This window comes from Finegoldia magna ATCC 53516 (assembly GCF_000159695.1).
Classification (GTDB): Bacteria; Bacillota; Clostridia; order Tissierellales; family Peptoniphilaceae; genus Finegoldia; species Finegoldia magna_F.
The window spans coordinates 125303-143383 of the sequence record NZ_CM000955.1; the positions used below are offsets into that span (position 1 = coordinate 125303).

Sequence of the window (18081 nt, forward strand, 5' to 3'; positions counted from 1 at the left end):
GAAATTTTACGCTTGAACTTTTTCTTTCCCCATTTTATTCAGTTCCGCAATCATCATGAAAACGCCAACAACAATCATAATGAAATCAACAAGTGGCTGTGTAAACCAAACAGCTTTTACTCCAAATATCATTGGCAATAAAATCATGGCAGGAACAAACAAAAACAGTTGTCTAAGCATTACGATTATCCCAGCTTTCTTTCCGTTTCCGATTGATTGGAAGAAAGTAACAGTCATAACCATTACTCCATACAAAATAAATACGGAATAGAACAATCTAAAGTTTCCAACACCCTGTGCAATGATGTTTGCTTCTACACCGAATAAAGATAGTATTTGACTTGAAAGCAATAAAGACGGAATCCAAAAGATTGCTGCAAGAACTAAACCGCCAATAGAAAAGACCTTCATAGCCTGTCTTACTCTGTCATACTGCTTTGCTCCAAAGTTTGTTCCAACAACAGGTTGTAAGCCTTGACTCATTCCCCAAAGAGGAATAAATGAAAAGGCATATACACGAAGTGATGCCGCCATCAAAATTCCATTGGTATCTCCGCCATACTTAAATGCCATTTTATAGAGCATAGTCTGTTGAATCATAAACAAAAGCTGCATCATCATAGCGGATGAACCGACAGAAAACATTTCTTTTTTAATTTCCGCATCAGACTTTATCTTATGGATTTTAACAACTTTACTCTTTTTCAAGAAATAATGTAGTGTTGCCACTGCCTGAACAAATTGTGCTGTGATGGTTGCAAGGGCAGCACCTTCAATCGCATATTCACCCATAACTGTCATTAAAATCGGATCAAGAATGATATTCAGTAATGCTCCAAGTCCCATAATCGTCATAGCTTTTTTCATCAGTCCTTCGCCACGCATAACCATGTTTGCGGACTGTGTGAAGTTTACAAATAGAGAACCTATAAAAATTACTCTAAGGTATCTAATACCATAGGCTTTGATTTCACCCGTTGCACCGACCATATCTAAAAAATGCGGAGCAAGAAGTATTCCTCCAACTGTAATAATTACAGAGAAGAAAATCACCCAATAGATTAGGTTACCCATAATTTTATCTACAGTTTTTTGATCCCCTTTACCGATTGCTCTTGAAAGTACAGATGCAGAACCTACACCAAGTAAAGTTGAAACACCGCTGTTGAAAAAGGTAAGTGGCATTGCGACACCACAGGCAGTCATTGCTGTCTGTCCTATAATTTTCCCTGCAAATATTCCGTCCATTAACGGATACAGACCGATAACAATCATTCCGATAACTGCCGGAATAGATAACTGAAAGAGTAAATCTATCGGTCTTTTTGTTAATAATTGTTCTTTCATATCTTGTTTCATTGCCTTCTCCTCTCTTAGACCAATTTTTATATAATTTTTAGTCCTTTATTTTTTTCTTGGAGCTCTACCATATTTTTATAAATCCCATTTAAAGCAATTAGCTCATTATGGGTTCCTTGTTCTGCAATATTCCCTTCCTTGATTACAATAATACTATCGGCATCTCTAATAGTATTTAATCTATGGGCGATAACTAATAATGTTTTATTCTTTACCAATTCACTGATTGCTTCCTGTATATAGCTTTCATTGTCCACATCAACACTTGCTGTTGCCTCGTCAAGAATTACAATAGGAGCATCTTTTAATATGCAGCGAGCAATAGAAATTCTTTGCTTTTCACCACCGGATAGAGTTGCTCCTCCTTCTCCAATCATTGTGTCAAATCCATCAGGAAGTGCCATAATGAAGTCATAGCATCTTGCTTTTTTTGCGGCTTCTATAACTTCTTCTTTCGTCGCATTTTCTTTCCCCATGGCAATATTATTAAAAATCGTATCTTGGAATAAATACACTCTTTGGAAAACCATACTAATTTCCGACATCAATTCAGATAGTGAAACATCCTTTATATTCACTCCTCTAATCAAAATTTCACCGGAGTCTACATCCCAAAATCTCGCTAAAAGGTTGGCTACTGTAGATTTTCCTCCACCAGATGGTCCAACTAAAGCTGTCATTGTATTCTTTTTCATTTCAAAATTCATATCATGCAAAACCTCTTTTTCTCCATAAGAAAATTTCACATGATTAAAACTAATTTCCGGCTCACCAAACCTAGCCTTTAAGATATGTTTTTTACCTGTATCCTGTAGTTCTGTCTCGTTTAATAATTCTTCAATACGATCTAAAGCAGCATTCATAACTGTTAGCCTACTTGCTTCTCCATAAAGAGTTTTTAATGGACTAAATAAGTCAAATACAAATAGTATCAGTCCTAACACATAAGGAAGTTTCAACATTCCTTGTAAATGAAGATACAAAGCAAGTGCCAAAATAAATGTAATTCCGATACCATAAATGATGTTCAATCCGCTTGTCCAAGGTGTCATCTTCTTTTCAAACTTTATAGAAGTGTCTCTTGATGAAGCAAAGCTGTCTGTAAGAGCCTTTGAATTGTCTCCTAAAAGGTTATAGCTTTTGATTACACTAATTCCTTCTGCAAATGACAAAACTGCATCTGTTAGCTTCTCTCCTTGCTCTTGCCTGATAACAGCTTCAGATAAAGACATTTTATTCATTCTGCTTGCAAGTAATGTTGCTATTAGAGTTACACACACAGACACAAGACCTATTCTATAATCCAAAACAAACATGAATATAGTAAGCACAACGGTTGAAAGCACATAACTCATCATATTAGCTATGGTACTCATGGATACTTCCTCAATGAATGCCATATCTGAACTTAAAACAGAATTGATTTTTCCTAAATTTCCTGATGTGAAATATCCCATAGGAAGTTTTCTAAGGTGATTTCCAAGCTCCATCCTTTTGTCTGCAAAAATCAGAAAGCCGGCTGCACTTTGCAATTTATCGCTTAAGAAATGAACCACCGCTTGTAATAAAACCACTAAAACAAGTCCTATTCCTACATATAGAAAAGTTTTGGAGGTATTCGTTTTTTCATAAAATCCTATCAAAACGGTAAATGCAATAAATATAGGCATTTTACTTAATATGGATTCAACGAAGGCAAAAACAAATGCCCCTTTAATTCTATTTTTATACTTTCCTGACAAGTTTAAAATTCTTGATATTAGCTTAAACATTCATTTCACCTGCCTTTCTATCAATTTTCCATTCCTTACTAAATATTGTCGCATTCCATAATTTACGATACTCTGCTGATGATTCTAACAAGTCCTTATGTTTTCCATTTGCAACTAAACGACCATGATTCATTACCAATATTTGGTCTGCATCTACAATTGCCGGAAGTTTATGAGCAATTACAATCAATGTTTTACCTTTTACAAGTTCAGCAATCGCAGCTTCCATCTTTTCTTCATTTTCAGGATCTGCATAGGCTGTTGCCTCATCAAGTACAACAATCGGTGCATTTTTTAAGATAGCTCTTGCAAGGGATATTCTTTGTCTCTCTCCACCTGATAACATCTTTCCTGCCTCGCCAGCCAAAGAGTAAATACCATTTGGGAGCTTATCTAAAAATTCCATACACTGAGCTTTCTTTGCAGCTTCTATCACTTCTTCATCGGTAGCTGACAAATTTCCGATACGAATATTTTCTAAGAGTGAAGTATTAAATAAATATTGGTCTTGAGATACATAAGAAATCTCTTTATTCAGTGCCTTAAGACTCATATCCTGTAAATTTTGTCCTCCAATGCTAATGCTTCCCTCTAAAACATCATAGTAATGAATTAAGAGTTTCGCTAAAGTGCTTTTACCTGAGCCTGATTCTCCAACAATGGCTGTCTTTTCTCCAACTTTTGCTGTAAAGCTCACATTATGAATCACATTTTTAATGTATGTTTCAGGTTGTCCATTCTCTCCCATCTTGCTTAGTTGATAACCAAATGTAACATTGTCATAGGAAATAGTATGATCTATACCTTTAAACCTGTTTTCACCTTGTTTTAATGGTTCTATATTTAAAGCATCTTCCAATGCAGATATTTTATAATTAAGCTGTGGCATTGTTGGTAAAAATCCCAAAGCCTTTAAGAGTGGTAAGCCAATACTCAAAGATAGGCATAATACCAATATCAAATCAGAAAGACTAACATAGCCCATGTAAGCAAAGTAACCGCCAAGCGGCAATGTTAATATAATCGTGCATGGGAGCAAGGCACTATACAATGCCATCCATGGCCATGCAGTCTTATACCAAGCGAGTGCATAATCTCTATAATCTCCAACATCTTTAGAAAATCTTTGATATGATTCCGTTTGCTTGTTAAACACTTTTACTACTTCCATACCATTCACATATTCAATAATGGTATTATTCATTTTTTCACTCGCCATATAATATGGTCCCATTTTTTTCATTCCTGCGGAATACATAATCATCATAGCGACAATGCTTAGTGGAATGGATGCCAAAGACATAAGTGCCAGTCTCCAGTCAACGAAAAACATTGCAATATATACCATTACAGGCACAATTAAATTGGCAATTCCTTCAGGCAATGAGTGTGCCAAAAGAACTTCCAAACTACCAATATCATCTACATACATCTTTTTAATAGCACCTGTTCCCTTTTCTTCAATAGCTCCTAAGGGAAGATTCTCCATCTTTTTTTGTAGAGATGTTCTAAGTCCAAATAATGTGTTATATGCTGCCTTATGAGACATATTAAGAGCCAAACCACCTAATAATGCTTGCAAAACCAAACATATCAAAATACCGGCAAGCAAAATAACTAACCTTGTGAACTCCAAATTTTGTCCTAAAATCAAGGGATTTATAATCTGATAAGCAAATAGAAATGGCACAACTCCCATAATGACACTTAATAGCATAATAAAACTCGCTAAATGTATTGTTTTCTTATGCGAACCAGCATACTCAAAAACCTTATTTAACATCATTCTCCTCCTTAATCAAAGATTTTTTATTATCCATAAAATCCATAATCACTTGTTCATTTCCTTTTACAGATATTTTTTTATAATTTTCACTGCCAATCATTAAAACAGAATGGCAAGTTTTGAATAGTAGTTCCAAGTCATGCGTAATAATGATAAATGGAACTTCCTCTGATTTTTCTGTAATTAAATCAGATATAATACTCATACTTCTATAATCAAGTCCAGAGGTCGGTTCATCTAAAACTATCAATTTTCGATTGGATAAAAACGAAGTAATAATCGCAAGTCTTTGTTTTTGACCACCAGACAATTTTTGTGGGTGGCTTACTTTCTTATGCCACAACTTTGTTTTCTTTAAGTAATCTCGTATTTCTTCTAAATCACTTTCCGTATTCTTTTCTTTACAAAATATCAGCTCATTTTCCACAGTGTCTAAAAAAATCTGAGCATCAACATCTTGCAAAACTAAATAAGAATTTTTCAATCGTTCCTTCTTGTTCTTTCCATAATTCACATCTAATCTTTTTTCTGAAAGCCCACACAAAGAATTTGCTAATGTTGTTTTCCCAATTCCATTAGAACCAATAATTCCCATGATTTCTTTTTCTTTAATGTCAAAAGTCAAATCTTTTATCAAAGTTCTTTTTCCTTGGTGAATATTTGCATTGTCGACTTTTATATAGCTTCTGGTTTTTAATGGCTCTTTTTCCGACACAAGTTCTTTTTCATTTAATGTTCTTAATTCCAGTTCTTTACACTTCCGGTTATCGAGTTCACCTTTTTTAAAAATATTTTCTACCGTTCCATCTTTCATATAGACAAGACGATCAAAAATATTTTTAAGGTAATACAATCTATGTTCAGCTATTACAATTGTCTTGCCAATCGCTTTTAACTTAACAAGTATGTTTTCAAATTTCCTTATACTGTCATAATCAAGGCTACTTGAAGGTTCATCGAAAAAGATAATGTCTGTATCATAAATAAGTGTTCCTGCTATCGCCACCTTTTGTCTTTCTCCACCAGACAATTCAAAGATAGATTTTTTTCTTATATGACCTATCTCCAGTAAATTTAATGCTTTATCTACCTTTTCTTTTAATAAGTTCCCATCTAACCCAAGATTTTCTCCTACCAAAGCAACTTCATCTTCAACCACATCGCAAAAGAACTGATCCTTGGGATTTTGAAATACATTTCCTATATATTTTGCAAGTTCACCTTTCTGATACGAAGAAATTTCTTTTCCCAAAAGCTCAACATTACCTTCTAAATTTCCTTCGTAAAAATATGGAATGAGTCCATTTAGAAGTCTTAAAAATGTTGTTTTCCCACATCCTGAAAGACCTGTTAATACAACTATCTCTCCTTTTTTTACAGACAGTTTTAAGTCTTTTAGTACTAAGTCCTCTCCGTATGAAAATTTGCGTATATTTGCTTCTAACATATTTTCCATACACTCACCAAAACCAAAATTATTCCAATCATTAACATTACAATATCGATAAAAGTAAATTTTACATCATGAAAACTTGTTTTTTTACCATCATATTCAATGCCTTTTGATATGATTGAACAAGTTAAGGTATCGCTTATATCTATGCACTTATACATAAGAGGAACAAAATATAATTCAAATGTTTTAATTGGTTTGAAAATACTTGCTTTAAATCCTCTAATTTTCATGCCATTGTTTATTTCCTTCATCCTAATAGAAATTTCCGGAATAAAACGAAAAAACAGTGTGATTCCTATACCTATTCCACCATCAATACCAATTTTTCTAAATGCAGCAATTAGATGCGAAGAACTATATGAAGACAGCACTTTTCCCAAAATGAAAAGTGGAGCAAATTTCAACACTATAAGTAGCATTGTATATATAGAACCAACCAAAACATTTCCTAAGTGGGGTTTCAGCAAATAAATAAGCCCCCATACTATAAGCAATGAACATATCGTTCTAAATGCCTTTCTTATAGAAAATAAGAATAGTAGTCCTAAGACAAAAATAAGGGAAAATAAATATTGTGATTGCTCTCCAACAGTTAGAATAACTGAAAATAGTAAAATCAACCCAACTATAGTAAGTGGGTTGATTTTATCTAATAGTTGGTACCCTTCTATATAGTTTTTTTCACCTTTACAAAACACTTTTTTTCTTCCTGTTGCTAAAGAATTTGTTGTAAATATATGTTCCAAAATTAGCACCAATAATTGATGCAACGATTGCGATCACTACGCAAATTGCAATGTTTTTAGGGGTGTAAAAATTATAAAGAAATGTTGCATAGTCTGTTGTAAACATCTTAGGGAATTGTTTTGTAAGACCTTCTACTCCAAATACGAATGTGAAATACATCGCATGAAGCGAATATATAAACATACCAGCACCAAAACCAAGTCCTACTTTCATATTATTGCCTGAGTAATTTTCCTTTTTACCAATCACAAGCTCTGCTAATATTCCTGCAATTGCACAAACTACTATTACAGGCCACATTCCCATAAGAGCATAGAACACGCCGAGTAATAAGAAATATAAGAATGCTGTTCCTCTTTGTGCGACTTGTTTACACATTATTACAAAAACTGGTGCGGCAATAATTGTTGCAAGTGCCGATGATAAATACAAACTCGGAATCATTCCAAAAGAAGCTGTCAAAAATCCTAATCCCATCGTAAGAACAAATCCAATAACAGAAAATACTGCTATTTTTACAATACCTTTTAAATTCATTTTTCTCCTCCTTGAATACATATAATATTTTTTCTCTGCTTATAAAGCAGCATGTTGCCAATTTGTATAAAATTAAATCTTTAATATAACTAAGTTATATTTGATGCAAAAAAATTTTCCATTTTACAAACCTCTTATTTTGCCCCATCCTTCATTAAAGAATTTTGAAATTAGTTTGGCATTTAATTCTACTTCTTCTCTGCTTTTAGAATGAACAGCAACTTCAGATAAAGCATAATAATATGCATGGTTAATTAAGTGAATTCCCATATCGGTTATTACACTACCGACACCATCTTCACCATAAATCATGCTTAATATTTTGATGTGATTTTTATCTTCTATTTCCACGAGTTCATCTAAAAAATTACTGTATTTTGTTCCATAAGAACCAAACACTAATAACTCAAACGCATCTTTATTTTCAAAAAAATACAAGACCATCTTAACAGCACCATGTGCTTTAGAGTCTAAAATTTTATAAATGGTTTCTTTCCCAAGCGGAACTTCCTTTTTATATGTCTCAAAACTCTCATCCTCATACATAGCATAGTATTTTCGTATTTGGCTTACAATCGGCTCAACTAACTCAGAAAAAAGTGCTTCCTTATCCTCAAAATGACCATAAAACGCCCCAGTAGTAACACCTGCTTCTTTGCAAATAGCTCTTAAATTTGCCTTTTCAAATCCTTGTTCTTTGAAAATTTTCTTACCGCTATTAAGAATCCTATTATGAGTTACTTCATAATCTCCGTTTGCCACGATTTGCCCTCCTTTCTTCAAATATAACTTAGTTATATTGTAGCACATGTTATATTTGAAAGTCAAGATGTTTATACACATACATTGACTTCAACTCCTGACTTGAGCACTATCTTTAGTTCCTCATCATATACAACTACCTTATCTACAAGTTTCCTTACCAAGTCTTCATCGTAGCTTTCTATTTCCAATTCCTGATTATCTAAAAACTCTTCTAATTCCTTTAGCCTGCTTTGTTCATTCTTCTCTTCCGCTAAATCTAGAAGTATCTTTTCTTTTTCATTCCTTAATTCTTCCACTCTGCCTGCAAGGTCTGTGTAGTCTTTCTTGGCATTGGCAACTTTTAAAAGTTCTTCTTGCACTTTCAACATTTCTTTGTCTATTTCTTCTATTCCACTACTTCCATCACCTGTGATGGCTTTTTCTATATTCTCTTTTATTATTTCTTTTAATTCATTGCTTTCAGATATAAGTTTATTGATGGCTTCTACGACTGCTTCTTGTAGGTCTTCTTCCTTAATAGTTCTAGCATGGCAGGCATCTGGCCCATGGGTTACTCTTGTACAACATCTCCAAACTGTATATTTTTTCCCTCTGTTGTTCCATGCTATTCTCCTGTAAATATCTCCGCATTTAGAGCAATAGACAATACTTGAAAGGGCGTATTTGCTGGAATAAATTCTTCTTTTCCCTTTGCCACTTACCATATTAGCTCGTCTGTACATTTCTTCTCCAACTCGCATGAAGATTTCTTTAGGTATAATGGCTTCGTGGTTATTTTCTACATAATATTGAGGTGCTATTCCATCATTTTTTACTCTTTTCTTATTTAGAAAATCCACTGTATAAGTCTTTTGTAAGAGAGCATCCCCCATATATTTCTCATTAGTTAATATTTGATTGAGGTTTGACACATGCCATTTCTTATTTCCTGCTCCATTTACTATCTTATCTTTTTCAAGCCCTTCTTTTATATCTCTTAGGCTTGCTCCTTCTAAATATTCTCTGTAGATCCTTTTTATAATTTTTGCCTCTTCAGGAACGATGACAAGTTTTCCGTCTTCGTCTTTTGTATAGCCTAAGAACCTATTATGGTTTACTTGGACTTGCCCTTGTTGAAATCTATATTGAAAGCCTAACTTTACATTTTGTGATAAAGACTGACTTTCCTGTTGAGCAAGAGATGCCATAATGGTAAGGAGAACTTCTCCCTTGGCATCCATGGTGTTGATGTTTTCTTTTTCAAAATAGACTGGGATGTTGTTTTCTTTTAGTTTACGAATATACTTTAAGCAGTCTAGTGTATTTCTGGCAAACCTCGATATGGACTTTGTAATGATATAGTCGATATTTCCTTCCATGGCTTCTTCAATCATTTTGTTAAAGCCAGCTCTTTTCTTTGTGTAAGTTCCACTGATTCCTTCATCAGAAAAAACTCCCGCAAATTCCCAATCTGGATTTCTCTTTATATAATTTGTGTAATGGTCTACTTGCGTGTCATAAGAAGTTGCTTGCTCATCACTATCTGTTGATACCCTCGCATAGGCTGCCACTCTCAGTTTCTTCTTTTCTGATTCCTTGATGGAATTTCCTTTTTTCTTTTTCGCTGGTATGACTATGACCTTGTTATTCATCATCTATCACCTCGATTAAATTGTACTGGTGGCTTGCTCGTTCAAAGGGTTCTAGTGGTAAAACTCCTTCTTCTTTATATCTAAACTTACAAGGAACTTTAATAATCTCTTCTTCCTTTTCCCAAACTCGTCCCATGGCTACTGCCCTTTCCTTTAACATTTGACCTGCCTTTTCAAAACTCTCTCTATCTATTATCTTGGGATAGATTTCATTTCCTAAATATTTTTCATTAGTCAACATTCTTTTGACACTGGAGCTGTTTTTCTTCAAGCCTGCAAGGTCTGCCGACTTTATAAGAGCGTTGCCAGCAAGATAATTTTTAAAGATTTTTCTTATATTCTCGGCTTCTGTTTCTTGAACTTCTAATCTTCCATCTCTTATGGTATAGCCATAACATAGTCTAGACATCTTCTTTCACTTCCTCTCTTAGTACAAGTCCACACTTTAAATGAAAATCAAGAGTCTCTCTATTGACAACTTGAATGTGGACAATGATTTCTTCAAATAAGTCACCTTCAAAGTGATCTAGCATTTTGCTTTTTCCCAAGATTCCTATTAGCTTTTCAAGCTCTCTTATTTCTTCATCATTTCCAAGAATGGCTTTTTTACTTCTTTCCTTTTCTTTGAGTAAATAACTTTCTTCACTAGAAATTTCACTGCTTTCTTTTGCGTAAACACTTGCATCTAAAACTCCCGAAGTTATTAGTTTGCTTAGAACCTCTTTTCTTTCCTTTAGTTTTTCTAAGCCTTCTTCTATTTTATTTATCTTCTCGACTTCTTTCTTGCTGTCCACTCTCTTTAAGGATTCTAAAAGCGGTGTAAGGATACTATCTTTTCCAAAGACTAGCTTGTTTACTAAAGTCACAAATGCTAGTTTTATGTCCTTGTCTTTAATAAACTTCATGGAACACTTATGAATATCTTTTAGGTGCTCACTACAAGTCCAAGCTATATATTTTTCTTTTCCATTATAGTGATGCCTTCTTTTAAAGGTTGAACCACACTCGCCACACTTGATTTTCCCCGATAGGCTATATCTATTTTGATATCTTTTGGTGTTTTCTCCATTTCCTTTTGCTATAGCCCTTATCTTTATTAGGTCTTGTACTTTTTCAAAATCCTCTCTACTTACAATGGCTTCATGGTTATCAATAATCTTATACTGGTCTTCTTCTCCCTTATTCTTGTGTCTCTTATAACTATCGTCTGTATAAGTTTTTTGGTAGATGACATCACCTGTATATTTTTCATTTTTTAAGATGCCGTTTATAGTCGAACCATGCCAGCTTGCTCCTTTTTGTCCTTTAATCTTTCTTTTATTTAAGTCATCTGCTATTTTGTGAGTTCCCTTACCTGAGAGATACTGTTCAAATATTTCTTTTATTATTTTTCCTTCTACTTCATTCACTACCATCTTTCCGTCTATGTTCTCATAGCCATAGGGTGGGCTTGATATAATAAACGTTCCATTTTGAAATCTTTTCTTTATGGACCATTTGTTATTTTCTGATATAGACCTGGACTCACTTTCTGCAAGGGATGAAAGTATGGATAACATCAACTCGCTTTCCATTGTCCTGGTATCAATGTTTTCTTTTTCAAAATAGATACCAATATTTAGGTCAAGGAGTCTTCTTACGATTTCCAAACAATCTGTTGTGTTTCTTGCAAGTCTTGAGATGGATTTAGTTAGGATAAAGTCTATTTTCCCGTCTTCACAGTCTTTTAGCATTTTTAGAAGTCCATCCCTACATTCTTTCTTTGTTCCAGTTATGCCTTCGTCAAAGTATAGACCTGCAAAAGTATATGACTTGTTCTCTGCTATCATCTTTTCATAGTGTGCCTTTTGTGTTTTAAGACTCACAAGCTGAGCTTCCTCATCTGTCGATACTCTTGCATAGGCAGCAACTCTTAATATAGATTCTTCTTTTTGATTCGCTTCTATTTTTGTTATCTTTTTCATCCATTCAACCTCCTTTCTGCTAGTGCTATATTCCCGTACAAGTGAGTATTTATCAAGTCTTATAGCAATAATTCTGAAAGAATAGGGCTAAATTTTTTAATGTTTTCTCTTCTAATTTTTCTATATTCTTCATGGCTAATTTCATCTAAAAGAAAGAGATCCTGGATGAACTTATCTGATAGATAGAAATTAAGCTCTGCCTTTAAATCCCTTTCTGTATATTCAGTCTTTATAACTTCTTTTTCACTTTCAAGCTTTTCTACTCTCATACTCCACCTCCTATGTCACAGGCAAAGAAATTAAGGCTATTTTTAACCTTAGTTTTCTTTCCTCTATATTCCTTAGGACAAAGGAAGTGTTTTTGAGTAAAGTTTATTGCCATTAATATAAATACTGAAATAGACAGATTAAATAAAAAGAGAACAACGATAATTACTTCATGAATAATAGTAGTTTTAAAGTAATTGTCCCGCTCTTTAAAGCGTGTACTAACCCTCTCTATTTTGATGCAATTTAATTGATTGGCTTTTTAAATTAGTATCTTATGTAAATCCACACCTCTATTAAAAAGTGTTGATAGGTCAAAAAAAAAAGAGACTAGCCTAATACCAGTCTCATTATCTATCGTTTAATCAATTATTTAATTTCCATGATTCCGCCTTAGCTTTTGCATTTATAAGGTCAGAATAAAGTCCATTATTTTTAATCAGTTCTTCGTGATTTCCACGTTCTATTATTTCTCCATCTTTTAAGACTAAGATTTTATCTGCATTTCTTATTGTCTTTAGTCTATGGGCAATCATAATTACTGTCTTATTTTTTGTTAATGATTCTATTGCTTCTTTAAGTTTATCTTCATTTTCTGGATCTATACTTGCTGTGGCTTCATCAAAGATTATGATGTCTGCATCTTTTAGCATAGCTCTTGCAATTGAGATTCTTTGTTTTTCTCCACCTGATAGACTTGCTCCACCTTCTCCAATTATAGTGTTATATCCTTCTGGTAAAGCTTCTATAAATTCATGACATCTTGCTTTTTTTGCAGCTTGAACTACTTCTTCATGGCTTGCATTTTGTTTTCCAAATTTTATATTGTTTTCAATAGTGTCTTCGAAGAGATATACATCTTGAAATACCATGGAAATAGAATTCATTAAGTTTTCTATCTTATAGTCCTTAATATTCTTTCCACCTATTAAAATTTCGCCAGAATTTACATCCCAAAATCTTGCAATAAGATTACAAAATGTGGTCTTACCAGATCCTGATGGACCAACTATGGCAGTCATGGTATTTTCTTTTATCTCTGCTGATACATTTTTTAAAATTGGTCTATCATCATAGGAAAATGATACATTTTTAAAGACTATGTTGTGATTTTTTATTGGCTCTGTAATACTTCCTTCTTTCATATCTTCCATATCATTTACATAAGAATAAGAATCTAATGCATTCTCAACCATTCTTAGCATAGCCATAGCAGAGCCAGATGTTATAAGCCCATCAAATATTACAAAACTTGCTATAAGTATCATAATAGTATTGACTATTTGACTGTTTTCAACAAAATATAATTTTATTGATATAAATAACATCAAACAAATTGTTATAGCTATTATGATTTTAGCTAATAAACTATATGGCATTATAGTTTTTTCTAAATCAAAAGAATATTTACTAGCACCATCAAAGCTTTTGTCAAGTTTTTTATTATTACTTCCTCTCAGATTGTATGATTTTATAATTTGCATTCCTTGCAATGTTGATAAGACTTCTTTGGTAAGTGATACCTGAATCTCATGAATCTTATCCGCATTTTTACTGGACTTTTTTTGCATACGAGCAACAATCAACAAAAATACAATAGACCCAACTATTGCTACAATACCTACCTTATAAGAAAACAAAAATAAGGATAAGATAAAAACAATAGCATTAAGCATGCCACCGAAAACCATAATACACAAAGTTGGAACCCAAGTCTCTACATTATCTAAGTTAGTAGTCGCAATAGTTGTTAAATTTCCTAAACTTAAACTTGAGAAGAATCCCATGGGAACTTTTTTTATTTTTTCACCTAATTCAATTCTCTTGTGTCCAGCCATAAAATATCCGGCATGTGTTTGTTTGAGCATAGAGGAATTTTTTGAAATAATTACTCCGGCTATACTAATTAATAAAAATAAACTTGATATTCCTATTGTTTTAAAGCTTATATCCTTGTTTACTATCCCAAAAATCGCATAATAAATGGCTGCAAATTGTAGAGCATTAAAAATAGAACCGAAAAAATTAGCAAAGATTGATTTTTTTATATACACTTGTTCTTCAATAGAAAAATTCCATATTTTTTTAAAAACACTAAGCATTTTCTTCTCCTTTCAAGGCAGTTTCCCAAAGATCGTGATAATCTTTTGATTCCTTCAAAAGCTCTTCATGACTTCCTTTACATGAAAGTTCTCCATTTTTAATTACAAATATATTATCTACATCTGTTATTGTCTTTAAACGATGGGCAATTATAATTAGAGTTTTCCCTTTGACCAGTTCTGATATTGCATCTTGAATTAAGGCTTCATTTTCAGGATCGATATAAGAGGTAGCCTCGTCTAAAATAACTATTGGAGCATTCTTTATCATAGCTCTTGCAATTGATATTCTTTGCCTTTCTCCTCCAGACAAATGTTTACCAGCTTCTCCTACTCTTGTATCATATCCATCTGACAACTTCATTATAAAATCATGGCAGGCTGCTTTCTTACATACTTCAATTATTTCCTCATCACTAGCATTTTTATTTCCTATTCTGATGTTATCTTTAATTGACATATCAAAAAGAAAATTATCTTGTGCTACATAGGAAATAACAGTAGATAACTTTTCAAGGGACATATCTTTAATATTTACATTTCCTATACTTATAGAACCACTATCTACATCCCAAAATCCTGAAATTAGTTTTGCAATAGTCGACTTTCCCGAACCCGATTCGCCTACTAAAGCATTCACACTTCCTTCTTCTATATTTATATTTATATTGTTTAGGACTTGCTTATCTTTTTCATAAGAAAAATCTACGTTTTTTATCTCTATATTATAATTTTTTATATCCAAATTTTCATTTTTATGAGATAATTCTCTCGCAGAAAGTATATTTTTAATCTCTTCGAAAATAGTTGACATTCTTCCAATATCATCTTCAAAAGTCATTACTCTCATAATATTTTGGATAGTCCCAAAAGAAAGGATTATCAATGTTAAAAATACACCACCATCTAGTGAACCATTCATACAGAAATATAAACCAAATGGTATAATTGTCAAAATACCAACTGGAGCAATAGACATACTTATCGCATAGTCTCTTGTATTTTCTCCCATCCAATCATAATAGTAATTTGCCTTTTTATACACATTGTCCCTGTATTTTCTATAAGATTTTTCGCCTTGATTAAATGTTTTAATAACCTCTATTCCATTTATATATTCAACCACGGAATTATTCATATCTTGGCCAATTTTAACTGCTTGTGGAAACTTTACCTTCATTCTTTTCATCGGCCCTGTCATAAAAAATCCACCAATAACTAATGGAATTAAAGATATTAAACTTAGTCTATAATCTAAAATTAACATGTAAACAAATAATATTATAGGTCCGATTAAATTAGCTGTCATCTCAGGTATCATATGAGCCAATGTTGTTTCAGTATTATCGACTTGATTTACAATTATGTCTTTTAACTTACCAGTGGACTCATTCAATATATCTCCTAATGGCATATTAAATAATTTTTCCATAAGGCTTTTTCTTATATCTCGTATTATTTGATAGGCTGTTTTATGAGAAATCATTGTTGACAAAAACATAACCACTTCTTTGATTATAAGACATGAAAGTATCAAGAAAATTTTATTTATATAGTAATGAAAATCTTGGCTACCATCAATCAATGATATAATCATCTTACTTAGAATAATATATACAAAAAGATTTGAAATTACTCCAAGTATTGCAAACAAGACAGAAATAAAATATGGTGCTTTATTTCTCTTAATGTATTTTTTTAATAGATCCATAAATTTAACTCCTTTCATCATCTTTTTTCATAACATTTGTAAAATAAGTCTCTATCATTTCAGTTAGATATTTCTTATTTTTTACAAAATTCTCACGTGTGTTCAAAATTTCGCAAGCCATCAATCCAGAATTCATAATATTAATCATAAATTCAAATGTATCATCAGAAGGTAGCTCGTTAAACAAAGTAGAAAACAATTCTTTAAATGCTTGTATGGACTCTTTTTTTATTTTCACATATAGTTCTTTCAAATCATCATTTTCTTTTAACTCACATAAAAACATAACATAAAGCTTTACATAATCATTATCTGCAAGTATCTTGTCTATAATCATTCTCGAAAACAACTTCGGACTTAGTATTAAACCTTCATCATAAATTGATTTTTGAATAATATCCCTTCTATTTAAATTACCTTCTACCATAATGTCATATAAGATTTCATAGGTAGAGCCATAATGATGATACAAACCACCTCTAGAAAGCCCAGTAGCTTCCATAATGTCATTCATAACTGTATTTCTAAACCCTTTGTCCAAAAAGACTTTCATAGCCGCTTGTCGTATTTCTTTTTTTCTATCTTCTTGAGACATTCTTTGATTAATAAAACCACCTCCTACCGACACTTATGTCGGTTAATTTGATTATACATTATATGATAAAGATTTTCAATGTCAAAACGCAAAAAAGAAAACAATACATAAAATTTATGTAAAAAAGCCTGATAAATTCATCAACTAAGAATCTATCAGGCTTATATCTTAATCTATTAAATTAATTCATTTACTCTTCTCTGAACTTCTTTATAATCATATCCAGCGTTAGTCAATCTTCTTTTTCTTTCTTCTCCATTACCCCATTTCCCACTTATAACCTCTCTAGCTAATTGGTCGATTGTCTTACCAACTGGGTATGCTATCTTGCCATTAGCATCGAATACTTTTAATCCGAATTTATCTGCACATCTTTTAGCATTATCTAAATTTCTAAATGCACCTTTCTGGCTTTTTACATCAGACCAGAATTTTCTAACTCTATATAGTCCACATGTTGGTTTGCTAACAGCCTTATTGCCTCTTAGTCTTTTATTAACCTCATTTGCTATATAAGGAAACTTGCTTCCAAGATATGGTCCTGGACAATTTGTATTGGAATACCACTCATGTTTTTGAAGTACACCATCCTTACCTCCAGTATAGGTACAAGGATAGATTCCATTTCTTCTGCAGATGTCTGTAACTAAATCAATTAGTCTGTTTAAAACATAATCAGAAACTAGCCACTGAGGTCCCCTAGTAGAGTTTCCTACTTCAATTGTTACTGCTTGATTGTCACACCATCCAGACGATGTTGTCCAGGCTCTATTGGCTTCATCAACTCCTAAAACAATAACTCCGTCAGATCCTAAATTATAGTTAGCTGAGGCTTGCCTTGATTTAGGCACAAAAATTCTTGCCAAGTTCCTACCACTTATGACTCCTGCTGCGTGGTGTATAGCAATTTTCGTTATCTTTTGATTTCTTTTTCCGCTATGGTTTGGTGAGAGAATCGTTGCTTGTATTAATGAACTATTACTCATTTATTTTTCCTCCTTGAATTGTTTTAATATTTCCTTTAATTTTTCTGGTACTGGCAAGCCTAAAGCTACAGAGTTTTCCAAGATGGAAAGACCTTCATTTGCGATATAAAAAAAGATGATGGCTGTTCTTATCATTGTTCCATCACCTTTAATTAAATTTACATCGCATAGGTTTGCTATGCCTACAACTATAAAAATCATAATCTTTTTAGCTATTCCCTTGAATCCTATGGATGAGGATAGCTTTCTTTCTACTCCTGCTCTTAAAACTCCTGTTAGATAATCAGCAATTACAAACGCTAGTAGCGTATAAATAAAAGCATCCACGCTTCCAAGGAAAAATCCTAAACATCCTCCAATCGCTGTAAATAATACTTTCATTGTTTCTAAGAATTTATTCATT

The 18081-nt window shown here is 32.7% G+C and carries 16 protein-coding genes; all 16 read right to left on the reverse strand.

Features of this window, described 5'->3' with window-relative positions; all coding sequences use genetic code 11:
• Positions 1 to 6: 6 nt before the first annotated feature.
• Positions 7 to 1359, reverse strand: coding sequence for an MATE family efflux transporter (locus HMPREF0391_RS00540; RefSeq protein WP_002834842.1), 1353 nt, complete (start codon positions 1357 to 1359; stop codon positions 7 to 9).
• Between the two features lie 26 nt (positions 1360 to 1385).
• Positions 1386 to 3131: an ABC transporter ATP-binding protein gene (locus tag HMPREF0391_RS00545; protein ID WP_002834843.1), complete on the reverse strand. Its 1746-nt coding sequence runs from the start codon at positions 3129 to 3131 to the stop codon at positions 1386 to 1388.
• Positions 3124 to 4914: an ABC transporter ATP-binding protein gene (locus HMPREF0391_RS00550; protein ID WP_004835097.1), complete on the reverse strand. Its 1791-nt coding sequence runs from the start codon at positions 4912 to 4914 to the stop codon at positions 3124 to 3126. The genes HMPREF0391_RS00545 and HMPREF0391_RS00550 overlap by 8 nt, the downstream gene beginning before the upstream one ends.
• Complete coding sequence (locus HMPREF0391_RS00555) at positions 4904 to 6373, reverse strand: ABC transporter ATP-binding protein (RefSeq protein WP_002834845.1); 1470 nt, start codon at positions 6371 to 6373, stop codon at positions 4904 to 4906. The genes HMPREF0391_RS00550 and HMPREF0391_RS00555 overlap by 11 nt, the downstream gene beginning before the upstream one ends.
• Entirely contained in the window at positions 6358 to 7071 is a 714-nt protein-coding gene (locus HMPREF0391_RS00560; protein WP_002834846.1) for an energy-coupling factor transporter transmembrane component T family protein, read from the reverse strand. The genes HMPREF0391_RS00555 and HMPREF0391_RS00560 overlap by 16 nt, the downstream gene beginning before the upstream one ends.
• The gene (locus HMPREF0391_RS00565) at positions 7061 to 7657 is read right to left on the reverse strand and encodes an MptD family putative ECF transporter S component (protein WP_002834847.1); all 597 of its coding nucleotides are present in this window, start codon (positions 7655 to 7657) and stop codon (positions 7061 to 7063) included. The genes HMPREF0391_RS00560 and HMPREF0391_RS00565 overlap by 11 nt, the downstream gene beginning before the upstream one ends.
• Positions 7658 to 7780: 123 nt before the next feature.
• Complete coding sequence (locus HMPREF0391_RS00570; protein WP_004835143.1) at positions 7781 to 8419, reverse strand: TetR/AcrR family transcriptional regulator; 639 nt, start codon at positions 8417 to 8419, stop codon at positions 7781 to 7783.
• Positions 8420 to 8490: 71 nt separating this feature from the next.
• Positions 8491 to 10053, reverse strand: a complete 1563-nt coding sequence (locus tag HMPREF0391_RS00575; protein WP_004835127.1) for a recombinase family protein — start codon at positions 10051 to 10053, stop codon at positions 8491 to 8493.
• Entirely contained in the window at positions 10046 to 10462 is a 417-nt protein-coding gene (locus HMPREF0391_RS00580; protein ID WP_002834852.1) for a recombinase family protein, read from the reverse strand. Before HMPREF0391_RS00580 ends, HMPREF0391_RS00575 begins: the two co-directional genes overlap by 8 nt.
• Positions 10455 to 12017 carry a recombinase family protein gene (locus HMPREF0391_RS00585; protein WP_002834853.1) on the reverse strand — a complete coding sequence of 521 codons (1563 nt, stop codon included), beginning with the start codon at positions 12015 to 12017 and terminating at the stop codon, positions 10455 to 10457. Before HMPREF0391_RS00585 ends, HMPREF0391_RS00580 begins: the two co-directional genes overlap by 8 nt.
• Before the next feature lie 59 nt (positions 12018 to 12076).
• Entirely contained in the window at positions 12077 to 12286 is a 210-nt protein-coding gene (locus tag HMPREF0391_RS00590) for an SHOCT domain-containing protein (protein WP_002834854.1), read from the reverse strand.
• 363 nt (positions 12287 to 12649) lie between these two features.
• Positions 12650 to 14386 (reverse strand): ABC transporter ATP-binding protein, encoded by a 1737-nt coding sequence (locus HMPREF0391_RS00595; RefSeq protein WP_002834855.1) that lies wholly within the window; start codon positions 14384 to 14386, stop codon positions 12650 to 12652.
• Positions 14379 to 16097, reverse strand: coding sequence for an ABC transporter ATP-binding protein (locus tag HMPREF0391_RS00600; RefSeq protein ID WP_035109031.1), 1719 nt, complete (start codon positions 16095 to 16097; stop codon positions 14379 to 14381). Before HMPREF0391_RS00600 ends, HMPREF0391_RS00595 begins: the two co-directional genes overlap by 8 nt.
• 4 nt (positions 16098 to 16101) lie before the next feature.
• Positions 16102 to 16692 (reverse strand): TetR/AcrR family transcriptional regulator, encoded by a 591-nt coding sequence (locus HMPREF0391_RS00605; RefSeq protein ID WP_035109033.1) that lies wholly within the window; start codon positions 16690 to 16692, stop codon positions 16102 to 16104.
• Between the two features lie 176 nt (positions 16693 to 16868).
• The gene (locus tag HMPREF0391_RS00610; RefSeq protein ID WP_002834858.1) at positions 16869 to 17678 is read right to left on the reverse strand and encodes an N-acetylmuramoyl-L-alanine amidase; all 810 of its coding nucleotides are present in this window, start codon (positions 17676 to 17678) and stop codon (positions 16869 to 16871) included.
• Complete coding sequence (locus tag HMPREF0391_RS00615) at positions 17679 to 18080, reverse strand: phage holin family protein (RefSeq protein ID WP_002834859.1); 402 nt, start codon at positions 18078 to 18080, stop codon at positions 17679 to 17681.
• Position 18081: the final 1 nt, after the last annotated feature.